Source organism: Mesorhizobium sp. B3-1-8 (assembly GCF_006439495.1).
Taxonomy (GTDB): domain Bacteria; phylum Pseudomonadota; class Alphaproteobacteria; order Rhizobiales; family Rhizobiaceae; genus Mesorhizobium.
The window spans coordinates 75,595-89,282 of sequence record NZ_VFTK01000029.1; the positions used below are offsets into that span (position 1 = coordinate 75,595).

A 13,688-nucleotide genomic window follows, 5' to 3' on the forward strand; every position below is an offset into this window, starting at 1 on the left:
CCCGGAGAACCCATTGAGAATCGGCGTCGACGGCAGGAACCTCTTATCGGCCACGGATGGTATCGGCCGGTTCGTCCACAAGTCGATCAAGGCGCTGTCGGGACTCGGCGCGGAGGTTTGCGTCTACGCTCCGGCCCCGATCAATGCCGATTACGAGTTGCCGCGCGCCGTTACCTTGCGGACGGATCGATACCGGTCGCTTTCAGGCCGGGCCTTGTGGGGGCAAGCGATCCTGCCGGCCTGGGCCGCGCGCGACGCGGTTGAGGTTTTCTGGGGGCCGTCCCACCGCCTGCCGCTGGTGCTGGACAGCCGGATCGCGCGGGTGGTGACCATCCACGATCTAGTCTGGCTGCATGCGCCGGAAACCATGCGTATGCGGACTTTGCTCGGCGAGCGCCTGCTGATGAAACCCGCGCTACGCCGGGCCGATGTCGTGGTGACCGATTCCGACGCCACGGCAAGCGCGTTAAAAACAGCGGTTCCGTGGCTGCAGACGCCGATCCGCACGATCGCTCCCGGCACCACGCCCCTGCCCGCGCCGGGCGGCTTTTCCAGCCTAGCGCCTCTCGGCATCGCGAGACCCTACGCGCTTTTCGTCGGCACGCTGGAGCCCCGGAAGAACCTCGGCAACCTCATTAAGGCCTACGGATTGCTGCCTGAAAGCGTCCGCTCGGACTGCGATCTCGTCATCGTCGGCGGCACCGGCTGGAAGCAAACCGGCCTGGCGGACGAGGTACGCCGCGGCAGCCTCGAGGAACAGATCTTCTTCACCGGCTTCGTCGACGACAGCGTGCTGTCGACGCTTTATGCGAACTGCCTCTTTCTGGCCATGCCATCGCTCTACGAGGGCTTCGGCTTCCCGATCGTCGAGGCGCAATCCTACGGCAAACCGGTGCTGACGTCGAACACGTCGTCGATGCCGGAAGTGGCCGGCGAAGGCGCCGTTCTGGTCGACCCCAGCGATGCTGCGGCGATCGCCAGTGGCTTTCGTCATCTTTGCCTCGATGCGCAATCGCGCCAAAAGCTTGCTTCCGGCGCGCGCCGCAACGTGGAGCGCTTCACCTGGAAGAATCACGCCGAGGGCATGCGGCATATCTTCGAGCAGGCCATCCGGTTAAGACGAAAGACGCCTGTTTGAAAGTCCTGCATTTCTTCAAGACATATTGGCCGGACAGCTTCGGCGGCGTCGAGCGGACCATCCATGCCATCGCCGAAAGCACGGCCGGCTATGGCATCGAAACGCAGGTGCTGTCACTGAGCAGCGCGCCTGAGGAAAACACCGGGCGGATCGACGGCCATATAGCCGTCAAAGCGAAGCTCGATTTCGAGCTGGCATCGACAGGGTTTTCGCGCGAGGTTTTTCGTAAATTCGACAGGCTCGCACGGCAATCCGACTTGGTGCACTACCATTTTCCGTGGCCGGTCATGGACATAGCGCATCTCAGATCGCGCCACGGCAAGCCGGCCGTCGTCACCTACCATTCCGATATCGTCAAGCAGCGCCTGCTGCTGCCGTTCTACAATCCGCTGATGCAGCGCTTCCTTGGCGATGTCGACGCGATCGTGGCGACATCGCCCGATTATCTGGGCTCGAGCGCGACGCTGAGAAAATTCAGGGCCAAATCGCAGGTCATCCCGATCGGCATAGACCAGAGCGCCTATCCCGTGCCGACGGCTGCAGACAACGCCTGGTGCCAATCGATGGTGTCGGAGCCTTTCGTGCTCTTCGTCGGTGTGCTGCGTTATTATAAGGGGCTGGATATCCTTGTCGAGGCCGCGGACCGGGTGCGGTGCAAGATCGTCATCGCCGGGTCGGGACCGATCGGGCAGCAGTTGAAACGCCAGGCCGAAAGACTCGGCCGCGACAACGTCATCTTCCTCGGTGAAATTTCCGAACCACAGAAGATGGCCCTGCTTCACACCTGCAGCGGTTTCGTCTTCCCCTCAAACCAGCGTTCCGAGGCCTATGGCGTCTCGCTGGCGGAAGCGGCGATGTGCGGCAAGCCGATGATCTCATGCGAGATCGGAACCGGAACCTCCTATGTGAATAAGGCCGGCGTCACCGGCCTTATCGTCCCGCCTTCCGACCCCGCCCGCCTTGCCGAAGCGATCGACCGCCTGCTCGATTCGCCCGAGGAAGCGGAAAAATGGGGACGGGCGGCGCGCGAGCGGTTTTCCAACCTCTTCACCGCCGACAAGATGGGACGAGCCTATGCCGAGCTCTATCTTCGGCTAATCAATCGCCGCGCCTGAGCAGCCGGGACGAATTGCCGTCGTGTTTCATGCACAGCCGGCATTGAGCTTTGCTCCGCCTCGTCCTATAAGGCCGCGCGCAGCGGGCATGCCCCGCCTGCTGGGGCGTCGCCAAGTGGTAAGGCATCGGTTTTTGGTACCGACATTCCCAGGTTCGAATCCTGGCGCCCCAGCCACTGCCATCGGCCAGTCAAACGGATGGTATGGTTGTTGGCGCCGTGGCTTGCACTCGTGCGTTTCACCGTTTCACGGAAACAGCGAACCGCCCTACCTTTTTTGTTTTGACACAATTCCGAACGGAAAACCGCTCACGCTTTTCCTGGAATTGCTCCCATCAGCCGGTGGAGGCCGGTTTCGGAAGCCATTGCTTTTCGATCAGGCAAACCATCGTATAGGCAGGGTCAAAAACGTTTCCGACGTGATACCGGACAACCTGTCCCATCAGATGCGATGCGGCAGCGGCGGACAAGCCGTGGTCACTGGTCAACCAGTTGAACATATCCGTGGTCGCGTGCTGGAGGGCCTGATCAAGCGGACGAGCATTGCCGACAGAGAAAATGTGGGTCTCGTTCTCGCCACGAGGCCATGTCAACCGTCTGTTTTTTTCCACAGTCAAGCGAAACTCAACTTCAAAGCAGGTTTCGATCCCGGTTCCAACGATCTCCCCATCGCCCTGCGCCGCATGGCAATCGCCCGCGAAGAAGAGCGCACCCTCTACGGCAACGGGGAACCAAACGGTCGCACCGGGCCGAAACCCGCGGTAATCCATGTTCCCGCCATTTTCTGCGCTGGTCGCGGTGGAGAAAGCCTGGCCCATCGATGGCGCCACGCCGAAGCAGCCGATCATCGGCTCGACCGGCAAAATGAAGTGCTCGAGGCCTGGCGGCGGCTCCTGCAACACCACAGTTCGCGCTTCCAGGTCGATCTGCCAAGTGACTTTGTCCCTTGCAGGCAGCCCACGGGCAGCCTCCGGATCGACAACGTTTGCAGCCAGTGACGAGATCGTCCAGCCGGAAGAGCGGATCGGGTCCATGCGCAGGATCTCCACACGCAGCGCATCACCAGGTGCGGCTCCCGTCACGAAGATCGGGCCGTTCATAGGATTCGGCCCTCGTGACCGCTGCACACCGCTCTTGTCGAAGCCCTGAGCGTCGAGCGTTTCCGTCGTCACGACATCGCCGGATGCAATTGTGAGCGCCGGCGCGATCGTACCGAGGACATTGTGCCAAGTGGTGTTGGTAAGTTTGTGCGGCGCCATCAGATCGCAGTAACGAAGGCGTCGACGTACGGCAAGTGGGAGGATTGAGCTCTTGCTGGCCGATCGTTTCGTTCGCATGGGCGAGTCGCTGCGATGCGCGACGGCCTAGCGCCGGCCCGAGAAATCCAGTGCTCGACCTAAACCTTTTCCGCCTCCAGGCGTTGTTGTCCGCCAAGCCGGATACTCCCGGCGGGCGCGAAAAACAGCCGGCGGAGAGGTTAAACCGATGTATTTCATGGCATTGGCCACCGACTATGACGGCACGCTGGCGCATGATGGCCTGGTCACGGCCAGCACGATCTCGGCGCTGGAAAAGCTGAAGAAATCAGGGCGCAAGCTCATCCTGGTCACCGGCCGCGAACTGCCCGACCTCAAGGAGGTTTTTCCCGAACTTTTCCTGTTCGACAAGGTCGTCGCCGAAAACGGCGCGCTGATCTACACGCCGGCCAGCGAGGAAGAGCGCACGATCTCGCCCTCGCCTTCCGTCGATCTCATCGACGGGCTCAAGAAGCGCGGCGTGAAGCCGCTGTCGGTTGGGCGCTCGATCGTCGCCACCTGGGAGCCGCACCAGGTGACAGTGCTCGACGTCATCAAGAAGCTCGGGCTGGAGCTGGAGATCATCTTCAACAAGGGCGCGGTGATGATCCTGCCCTCGGGCATCAACAAGGCAACCGGACTGGCGGCTGCGCTCGAGGACCTGAAGCTGTCGCCGCATAATGTCGTGGCCATCGGCGACGCCGAGAACGACCACGCTTTCCTCAGGGCCTCGGGCTGCAGCGTCGCGGTGGCCAACGCGCTGCCCGCGGTCAAGGAAACCGCCGACCTCGTCACCAAGGCGCCGCGCGGCAAAGGCGTCGAGGAACTGATCCGCAAGCTGACCAAGCGCGATTATCCGCTGGCCAAAAAGCGCTCGCGCGGCGTGCTGCTCGGGACCTCACGCGGCAAGGACATCTACTTGTCGCCGATGGAAACAGTGCTGATCGCCGGCAGCTCGGGCATCGGCAAATCGACCTTGGCCACGGCGCTCACCGAGCGGCTGGTCGAAAAAGGTCTGCAATTCTGCATTTTCGACCCCGAGGGCGACTATGACGGACTGAAAGGCGCGGTGCCGCTCGGCAACGGCTCGACCGCGCCGAACAAGGAACAATTGCTGGAATTGATCGAGAAACCGCAGAACAATGTCGTGGTCAACGGCCTGGCACTGAAGGTCGATGAGCGTCCCGATTTCTTCGCCGAATTGCTGCCCGGCCTCGGCAATGTCCGCTATCGCACGGCAAGGCCGCACTGGCTGATCATCGACGAGGCGCATCATTTGATGCCCAAGCGACGCGGAGATACGCGCGCGGTGCTTTCGATCGAGCTGCCTGGCACCGTGCTGATCACCGTCCACCCCGAAGCAATCTCCACCGATGCGTTGCGGCTGGTGACGGCAGTGATCGCACTCGGGCCCAACGCAAAGGACGTGATCAGGACCTTCTGCAAGGAAACCGGGCTCAAGGCGCCGAAGGACATTCCTCTGCCCAAGGGCGACCGCGTGCTGTTCTGGCGGCCGCATGACGGCAAGAAGCCGTTCACGGTCAAGGCGATCGAGCCCGACCAGTCGCTGAAGCGGCACAGCCGCAAATATGCCGAAGGCGAGCTCGACGAGGCGGGCAGCTTCTATTTCACGGGGCCGAAGAAGGCGATGAATCTGCGAGCTCACAATCTCATCATCTTCGCCCAGATGGCGGAAGGTATCGACGACAAGACATGGGAATACCATTTGCGCGCCGGCGATTATTCCAAATGGTTCCGCCAGCAGATCAGGGACAAGGAACTCGCCAACGAAACGGCAGACGCGGAGAAGAACAAGGCGTTGTCGGCCGACGAGAGCCGCAAGCTGGTGATCGACGCCGTGCGCCGCCGCTATACGGCGCCGGCGACGGCGCCGGAGAACTAGGATTGGTCGTTGAACGTGAGAAAGGCGAGCTCAGCTCGCCTCGCGCATCGCCTCGGCCGCTTGCAGGTCGACCGAGACCAGCTGGCTGACGCCTTGCTCGGCCATGGTGACACCGAACAGCCGGTCCATGCGCGCCATGGTGATGGGGTTGTGGGTGATGATGACGAAGCGGGTTTCGGTGGTCTTCGACATCTCGTCCATCAAATTGCAGAAGCGCTCGACATTGTGGTCGTCGAGAGGCGCGTCGACCTCGTCGAGGACACAGATCGGCGCGGGGTTGGTGAGGAACACGGCGAAGATCAGCGACATCGCCGTCAGCGCCTGCTCGCCGCCGGAAAGCAGCGTCATGGTCTGCGGCTTCTTGCCGGGCGGACGGGCGAGGATTTCCAGCCCCGCCTCCAGCGGATCCTCGGACTCGATCAACTGCAGCTCGGCCGTGCCGCCGCCGAACAGATGCGAGAACAGCCGCTGGAAATGGCCGTTGACCACCTCGAAGGCCGACAGCAGCCGCTCGCGGCCCTCGCGGTTGAGGCTCTGGATCGCCTGGCGCAGTTTTCTGATCGCCTCGATGATGTCCTCGCGCTCGGAAACGATGGTCTCCAGCCGCTCCGACAATTCCTTCTGCTCTTCCTCGGCGCGCAGGTTGACGGCGCCGAGCCGCTCGCGCTCGATCTTCAATCGGTCGAGCTGGCGTTCGATCTCGGCCATGTCGGGCATCGGGTCGTCGGCTTCGAGGCCGGTATGCTTGATGACCAGATGCGGCGGCGTGTTGAGCGCTTCCTGGATGCGCGCCTCGACCTCGGCGCGGCGTTCATCCGCCGCGGTGAGCCGCTCCTCGGCGCGGACGCGGGTTTCGCGCGATTCGGCGAGCGATTGGATGGCGGCGGTCGCCGCCTTGTCGAGCTCGGCCTGCTTGTTCTCCGCCTCCTGCAGGCGGTCGCTCGCCGCCTGGCGCAAAGCTTCGGCCTCGGACAGCTGCGTCAGCAGGGCGCGGCGCTTGGCGTCGATCTCGTCCGGCGCGTCGGCCAGCCTTTCGCGCTCGGCCTCGGCTTCGGCCTTGCGCTCGCCAAGGGCCGCGATCTGCGTCGAGGCATTCTCGGCGCGCTCCAGCCAGTTCTTGCGTTCGGCACCGATGGCGTCCAGCCGGCGCATGCGCGCCTCGGCTTCGCGCCGCAGCCCTTCATGCACGGCGCGCGCATCGGCGAGCGTGGCGCGGTCGCGCGAGACGTTGGCGGAGGCCTGTTCGAGCTGCAATTGCAGGTCGCCAAGATCGGGCGCGTCCTGCAACATCGCCTCGGCTTCGAGGAAAGCGGCCTGCGTCTCCTCATGGCTGTCAACAATGCGAGCGCGTGCCTCTTCAAGCGCGGCGCGCCGGTTCAACAGCTCGCCGCCAGCCTTCTCGGCCTCGGCCAGCGCGTTGCGGGCGGCATCCAGCGCATGCTGGGCGTCGCGGCCGGCCTGGCGCGCATTACGCTCGGCATCGCTTGCCTGGCGCATCGCCTGCTCGGCATGCGTCAACGCCTCCTCGGCCTCGCGTACGACAAGCGTCGCCTGCACGGCTTCGGCATCGAGCTCCGCCAGGCGGTTCTTCTGCGCCAGCCGCAGCGCGGCGGCGGTCGGAGCGTCGGCGCTCGCGGTCAAGCCGTCCCAGCGCCAGAGCGCGCCATCGCGGCTGACCAGCCGCTGGCCGGGGGCCAGAAGCGCCTGCAACCGGCGGCCATCGACGGCGTCGACGATGCCGATCTGCGCGAGGCGGCGGGCAAGCTGCGCCGGCGCGCGAACGACGCTAGCCAGGCTCTTCACACCTTCGGGCAGCGACGCATCGCCGGGCTGGACCGAGCTTTCGCCCCAATGCACCGGAGCGCCGCGGTCGAGCGGAACGTCGAGGTCCTCGCCAAGGGCCGCGCCAAGCGCGGTTTCATAGCCGCGCTCGACACTGATCTGCTCCAGCACCGAAGGGAAAAGATCGCCCCCGCTGGTGGCGTTGAGGATCTTCGCCAGCGTGCGCGCTTCCGTCTCGATGCGCGCCAGTTCGGCCCTTGCATCCTGCAGCGGCGGTCTTGCGGCGCTTTCAGCAGTGCGGGCCTCGGCGACGGCCTGCTCGGCGGCAATGGCGCCGGCCTCGCTCTCTTCCAGCCGGGCAAGCGCATCCTCGACCAACAGCCGCTTCTCGGCCGGATCGGGCAGGCCGGAAATGCGCGCGACGATGTCGGAAAGCTCGCGGTCGACCTCGGCGAGCTGGCGGGCGAAGCGATCACGGCGCTCGGCGGTCTCGCGCAGCGAGCGCTCGATCTGGTGGCGCGAGGCGGCCGCCTCGGCGCGCTCGGCGGTCAGCGCGGCAAGTTTTGCTTCGCTTTGCGAGAGCGTCGCGCCGGCCTGTTCGAAGGCGGCGCGTGTGGTCGCCTCGCGCTCGGCGGCACCGGCGTTTTCCGAATTGAGCTCGGCTTCCTCGGTGCGCAGGCGCTCCAGGATGTCGGCATTGTCGCGCACCATCCGCTCCTCGCGGGCGATGTCGGCGTCGAGCTGCTGCAGGCGGCGTTCGAGCTCGGTCTGGCGGGCGCGGATGCGGCCGGCCTCTTCCTCGATCTGGGTCTTGGCGATCGACAGGCGCTGGAAGGCGGCAGCAGCGGCGGCTTCCGCGTCGCGCAGGTCCGGCAGCCGGTGCGCGGCGATGCCCTGCTCCCTGGCCGCCGCCATCTGGGCCGCGGCGCGGTCGCCGACCAGCGTGGTGGCGACGGCAAGCGCGGAACGCGCCTCGCCTTCCTGGGTTTTTGCCAGCGTCCAGCGCAGATGCAGCAGCGTCGCTTCGGCCTTGCGGATGTCAGCCGAAAGGTTCTTGAAGCGCGACGCCTGGCGCGCCTGGCGCTTCAGACTCTCGATCTGGCCTTCCAGCTCGCCGACCACGTCGTCCAGCCGCTCGAGGTTCTGCTCGGCCGCCTTGAGCCGAAGCTCGGCCTCATGCCGGCGCGTGTGCAGGCCGGAGATGCCGGCGGCTTCTTCAAGCAGGGCGCGGCGGGCCTGCGGCTTGGCCTGGATCAGCTCGCCGATACGGCCCTGCCCGACCATGGAGGGCGAGCGGGCGCCGGTCGACTGGTCGGCGAACAGAAGCTGCACGTCCTTGGCGCGCGCTTCCTTGCCGTTGATGCGGTAGAGCGAGCCCGCCTCGCGCTCGATGCGGCGCGACACCTGCAGTTCATCGGCGTCGTTGAAGGCGGAAGGCGCCGTGCGGTCGGTATTGTCGAGGAAAAGCGTGACTTCGGCGGTGTTGCGCGCAGGGCGCGCGCCGGAGCCTGAGAAGATCACGTCGTCCATGCCGGACGCGCGCATGTTCTTGTAAGAGCTTTCGCCCATCACCCAGCGCAAAGCTTCGACGAGATTCGACTTGCCGCAGCCGTTCGGCCCGACAATGCCGGTCAGCCCGCGTTCGATGACGAACTCGCCGGGCTCGACGAACGATTTGAAACCGAGGAGGCGAAGGCGCGAAAATTTCATTCGCGCCGCCCAACACTACAGGCGTGCGCGCCGAAGCCGGACCGCTTCGGCGCGGCCTGGATGTCAGAGCAGAGGGTCGATGATGGCCGACATTTCCTCAATCGACATCGCCCCTTTGTAGGTCTTTCCGTTGATGAAGAAGGTCGGCGTCGAGTCGACCTTGAACTCGTCCGCTCCGCGTTTCTGGACTGCTCTCACATCGTCCAGAAGTTTCTGGTCCGTCAAGCAGGACTCAAAGGACTCCTGTGTAAAACCGGCCAGCTTGGAGATCTGCAGCAGCGCTTCCTTGGTGTTGTTGACGCCGACCCAGCTCGGCTGCTGCTTGAACAGCACGTCGACCATGGCGAAGTAGTTGTCCTTCGAGCAGCGCGCCAGCATGAAGCCGGCCTCGGCGCTTGGGTCGAACGGGAATTCGCGCAGGATGTAACGGACCTTGCCGGTGTCGATATATTTCGACTTCAACTGTGGGAAGGTGGTGTCGTTGAAATGCGCGCAATGCGGGCAGGTCATCGACGCGTATTCGACGATGGTGACCTTGGCGTCGTCCTTGCCGAGCTGCTTGTCGGGCAGCGCGCCCGGCTTGAGCAGTTCCGTCATGTCCACGGTGCCCTGCGCCTCGGGCACCTGGACCGCCGCCGGCGTGGCGGCCGGCTTGGCAGGCGTCGACGGGTTGGCCGGCTTCACGTCGGCTGCCTTCGCCTCCTCGCCGGAGTCGCTGCATGCGGCAAGCAGCGCCACCGCAGGAACAGCAGCCAGCGCGGTCAGAAGGTTTCTGCGAGACAAGCTTTTGCCAGACGGGGCACGGTTCATGCGAATCACCTGATATCGGTTGGATTTTGCAATGCAAGGGCTAGAAAAGGCGAGAGTTGGCGCGAATTAAGGCATCGCGATCCCCAATCCAATCGCGAAACTTGATCACAAGCATCACGAATGCGCGAGATTGGTGACGCATTCATGACGCTTCTTACGATCCTTTGGGCTTCCTTTCACCCATAATCGTAGCGCCGAGCCGCTCCAGCGAAGCGCGCAGGCCGTCATCCTCGATCTGGCCGACCAGATGCGAAAGCTTCGACTTCTCCGCCTCGCTCAGAGGGCGCGGCGCCGGCTTCGGCCGCGCCTTTTGCGAAAGCACCGGTTTTTGCAGAATCTTGATGCGGCCGACCGCGTTGAAACCCAGGAAGGCATTGACGCGGTTGATCACCTCGCCGGCCTCGTGCTGCAGATGCAACGCCGCCATGCCTTCGCAGGCGATGATCAAGGTCGCCGGCTCGAACGGATCGTCCTCGTGCAAGCGGCGTGGCCACTGAATCTTCTCCGGCCGCGAGTGGGCGGCCAGGCGCGGCCCGGCGATCTCTTCCCAGGACTGCACCAGCCCGATCGAGATACCGGCGCGCTTCTTCAGCACCGGGTCGAGGATCTCGGTGGCGAGATCGCTCACCGGAACGGGATTGCCGAAGGGCCTTTTCCCTGCCATGTGCGTTCTCCAGTTCCCCAGCTCATCCGATCAATGGCACCGCTCGATCAGACCCGCAAGGCATCACAGAAGGCCGCATCCGGCGATATCGGATCCGGAGATACCAGCAAAGCTGGATCCCCGGATATCGCCTTCCGCCTGCTTGCCTGGTATGACGCGCATCACCGCGACTTGCCCTGGCGCGTCACGCCGGTCGCGTTTGGGCGCGGCGTGAGGGCCGATCCCTATCGCGTGTGGATGTCCGAGGTGATGCTGCAGCAGACCACGGTCGAGGCGGTGAAAGCCTATTTCCGCAATTTCGTCGAGAAATGGCCGACGGTCGAAGCGTTGGCGGCGGCGCCCGCCGAGGATGTGATGAAGGCGTGGGCCGGGCTCGGCTATTATTCCAGGGCGCGCAACCTGAAAGCCTGCGCCGACCTGGTGGCGCTCCGAGGCGGCCGTTTTCCCGACACCGAGGCGGGTCTGCGCGAATTGCCCGGAATCGGCGCCTATACCGCGGCGGCGATCGCCGCGATCGCCTTCGACCGGCCAGCGGCGGTCGTCGATGGCAATGTCGAGCGGGTCGTGACCCGGCTCTATTCGATCGAAACGCCGCTCGGCGAGGCCAAGCCGCAGATCCGCGCGCTGGTCGAAAAACTGGTGCCGCAGACGCGGCCCGGGGACTTTGCCCAGGCGATGATGGATCTCGGCGCGACGATCTGCACGCCGAAGCGGCCGCGCTGCATGCTCTGCCCGATCCGCGAGGATTGCAGCGCCATTCTCACCGGCGATCCTGAACGTTTCCCGGTCCGGCTGCCGAAAGACGACAAGCCGCTGCGCAAGGGTGCCGCCTTCGTCGCCGAGCGCGACGACGGCGCGATCCTCTTGCGCAAGCGGCCCGAGAAGGGCTTGCTCGGCGGTATGACCGAGGTGCCGACCACCGGCTGGACAGCGCGGGTTGACGGCGCCACGACTACCGAGGCCGCGCCTTTTGTCGCCGATTGGCGCCGCGCCGGGCAGATCGGGCACGTCTTCACCCATTTCGCGCTCGAACTCGAGATCTTCCATGCCCGCGTCAAAGGCGACGCGCCGGACGGGCATTTCTGGTCGCTGGCTCATGATATTTCCGGGGAAGCGCTGCCGACTGTCATGAAAAAGGCAATCGAGGCGGCGATACCGGGCGCGACGAAGAAACCGTCGCCGCACAGTGCAAAGAGGCCTGCATGACCGAAATCCGCCATATCGTGTTCGACATCGGCAAGGTGCTGATCCATTACGATCCGGACCTTGCGTTCAGCCGGCTGATACCGGATGCCGAAGAGCGCAAATGGTTCTTCGACAATGTCTGCACCAGCGAGTGGAACATCGAGCAGGATCGCGGCCGCACATGGGAAGATGCAGAGGCGTTGCTGATCGCCGAGCATCCCGATCACGCCGAGAACATCCGTAACTTCCGCCGCCATTGGCACGAGATGGTGCCGCATGCCTATGACGACAGCGTCGCCATCATGCTCGGCCTGATCGAGCGCGGCCACGATGTGACCATGCTGACCAACTTCGCCGCCGACACGCTTGCCGAAGCACGGCAGCGTTTCGACTTTCTCAACCGGCCGCGCGGCGTGACCGTGTCGGCCGACATCCGCCAGATCAAGCCGGACCGCGCCATCTATGATCATCACGTGACTGCGTTCGGTCTCGAGCCATCCGCCACATTGTTCATCGACGATAGCCAGAAGAATGTCGACGGCGCCAGGGCCGCCGGCTGGCAGTCGGTGCTGTTCACCGACGCCAGGACGCTTAAAGCAGACCTTCAGCGGTTCGGGATTGCGGCCTGAACTGAATCGCTTGCGGCGATCCGTTGAGGTGTTGATTCAAGAGGGGCTGGCGGCTCAGGCCCCTGCCCGCTCCATGCCGAGGCGGGCGATGCGGCGCAATTCGTCGATCGGGGTCAAGCCGCCGCTGCGCTCATAGTGCCAGAAGGTCCAGCCGTTGCAGGCATCCAGCCCCTGCACTTCGGCGCCGATCTTGTGGATCGAGCCGGCGCTGTCGCCAATCGCCAGCGTGCCGTCGGCGCGCACCTTTGCCGCCCAGCGTTTCTTGGCGTCGTAAAGCGTGGCGCCCGGCGTCACCAGGCCGTTGTCGATCAGGCTGATGAAGGCGACGCGCGGCTCGGCACGCTTGCCCGAAAGCACGGTGAGGTCGGCGTTTTCCAGCGGACGCACCGCGGCGATGCGCTCATTGGCAGCGTCGATATAGGCCTGCTCGCGCTCGATGCCGACAAAGTGGCGGCCAAGGCGCTTAGCGACGGCGCCAGTGGTGCCGGAGCCGAAGAAGGGATCGAGCACGACGTCGCCCGGCTTGGTCGAGGCCATCATGATACGGGCAAGCAGCGCTTCCGGCTTCTGCGTCGGATGCAGCTTGTTGCCGTTCTCGTCCTTCAGCCGCTCGCCGCCGGTGCAGATCGGGAACAGCCAGTCGGAGCGCATCTGCAAATCGTCGTTCGAGGCCTTCAGCGCTTCGTAATTGAAGGTGTAGCCCTTGGCCTTCTGGTCGCGCGAGGCCCAAATCATCGTCTCATGCGCGTTCTGGAAGCGGCGGCCGCGAAAATTCGGCATCGGGTTGGTCTTGCGCCAGACGATGTCGTTGAGGATCCAGAAGCCGAGATCCTGCATGCGGGCGCCGACGCGGAAGATGTTGTGATAGGAGCCGATGACCCAGATGGTGCCGCTGGGCTTCAGCACGCGGCGCGCCGCGAGCAGCCAGGCGCGGGTGAAGGCATCATAGGCCTCGAAACTCTCGAACTGGTCCCAGTCGTCGTCGACGGCGTCGACCTTGGACTGGTCGGGCCGGCGCAGGTCGCCGTCGAGCTGCAGATTGTAGGGCGGGTCGGCGAAGATGATGTCGACCGACTTTTCCGGCAACTTGTCCAGCGCGGCGACGCAGTCGCCCTTCAGGATCGTGTCCAGCCATTCGGACTGCTGGGGAGCTTGGGAAAGCTCGTCGATAAGACGCACGGCAGACATCAAAACACCCAAAAGAACGCGTTACGGTTTACTGGCTGTTATGGTTACCGATCAGCGTAAACATTCGGTGAAGGCTCGCCGCCCGGCTCACGCGGTTTGCGCAGGCCGGTCCATTGGTGTATGCCGCGCCGCCTAGATCAAAGAAATAGAGCATGATGCCCTCCGAAAACCGCTCCACACTTTTCGGCATCATGCTCTAAGGCCTGTTGATATTCATCTGGAGCTTATGATGGCGGCGGCGAGATGGACGAAGGCGGAGAAGCTCTGGTC

General features: G+C 64.2%; 10 protein-coding genes and 1 tRNA gene. 6 read left to right on the top strand and 5 right to left on the bottom strand.

The genetic code is table 11. The annotated features are described in order from the left end of the window. Nucleotides 1–13 precede the first annotated feature (13 nt). From FJ424_RS24255 to FJ424_RS24265, 3 genes are all read left to right on the top strand, one after another. Nucleotides 14–1,138, top strand: a complete 1,125-nt coding sequence (locus FJ424_RS24255) for a glycosyltransferase family 1 protein (RefSeq protein ID WP_140657128.1) — start codon at nucleotides 14–16, stop codon at nucleotides 1,136–1,138. Beyond that, nucleotides 1,135–2,253, top strand: a complete 1,119-nt coding sequence (locus FJ424_RS24260) for a glycosyltransferase (protein WP_140657130.1) — start codon at nucleotides 1,135–1,137, stop codon at nucleotides 2,251–2,253. Before FJ424_RS24255 ends, FJ424_RS24260 begins: the two co-directional genes overlap by 4 nt. A 101-nt stretch (nucleotides 2,254–2,354) precedes the next feature. Then, nucleotides 2,355–2,429 (top strand) — tRNA-Gln (locus FJ424_RS24265). 158 nt (nucleotides 2,430–2,587) lie between these two features. Here FJ424_RS24265 and FJ424_RS24270 read toward each other — a convergent pair. Beyond that, a complete protein-coding gene (locus FJ424_RS24270) occupies nucleotides 2,588–3,511 on the bottom strand; it encodes an acetamidase/formamidase family protein (protein ID WP_140657132.1) in 924 nt (307 codons plus the stop codon). Between the two features lie 226 nt (nucleotides 3,512–3,737). On the opposite strand from FJ424_RS24270, the gene FJ424_RS24275 reads away from it, so the two are divergent. Next, the gene (locus FJ424_RS24275; protein WP_140657134.1) at nucleotides 3,738–5,450 is read left to right on the top strand and encodes an HAD family hydrolase; all 1,713 of its coding nucleotides are present in this window, start codon (nucleotides 3,738–3,740) and stop codon (nucleotides 5,448–5,450) included. Between the two features lie 30 nt (nucleotides 5,451–5,480). Here the strand turns inward: FJ424_RS24275 and smc are convergent, their stop codons facing one another. The 3 genes from smc to FJ424_RS24290 all read right to left on the bottom strand — a co-directional run bounded on the left by smc (nucleotide 5,481) and on the right by FJ424_RS24290 (nucleotide 10,416). Further along, on the bottom strand, nucleotides 5,481–8,942 hold the full coding sequence (gene smc, locus FJ424_RS24280) for a chromosome segregation protein SMC (RefSeq protein ID WP_140657136.1): 3,462 nt from the start codon (nucleotides 8,940–8,942) through the stop codon (nucleotides 5,481–5,483). Between the two features lie 63 nt (nucleotides 8,943–9,005). After that, nucleotides 9,006–9,752 (bottom strand): DsbA family protein, encoded by a 747-nt coding sequence (locus FJ424_RS24285; RefSeq protein WP_140647305.1) that lies wholly within the window; start codon nucleotides 9,750–9,752, stop codon nucleotides 9,006–9,008. A 154-nt stretch (nucleotides 9,753–9,906) separates the two neighbouring features. Beyond that, a complete protein-coding gene (locus FJ424_RS24290) occupies nucleotides 9,907–10,416 on the bottom strand; it encodes a DUF721 domain-containing protein (RefSeq protein WP_140647304.1) in 510 nt (169 codons plus the stop codon). 33 nt (nucleotides 10,417–10,449) lie between these two features. Here FJ424_RS24290 and mutY point away from each other — a divergent pair, with 33 nt between their 5' ends. Then, nucleotides 10,450–11,622: an A/G-specific adenine glycosylase gene (mutY, locus tag FJ424_RS24295; RefSeq protein ID WP_140657138.1), complete on the top strand. Its 1,173-nt coding sequence runs from the start codon at nucleotides 10,450–10,452 to the stop codon at nucleotides 11,620–11,622. After that, nucleotides 11,619–12,230, top strand: coding sequence for an HAD family phosphatase (locus FJ424_RS24300; protein WP_140657140.1), 612 nt, complete (start codon nucleotides 11,619–11,621; stop codon nucleotides 12,228–12,230). The genes mutY and FJ424_RS24300 overlap by 4 nt, the downstream gene beginning before the upstream one ends. A gap of 54 nt (nucleotides 12,231–12,284) precedes the next feature. Here the strand turns inward: FJ424_RS24300 and FJ424_RS24305 are convergent, their stop codons facing one another. Continuing rightward, a complete protein-coding gene (locus tag FJ424_RS24305; RefSeq protein ID WP_140657142.1) occupies nucleotides 12,285–13,418 on the bottom strand; it encodes a site-specific DNA-methyltransferase in 1,134 nt (377 codons plus the stop codon). Nucleotides 13,419–13,688: the final 270 nt, after the last annotated feature.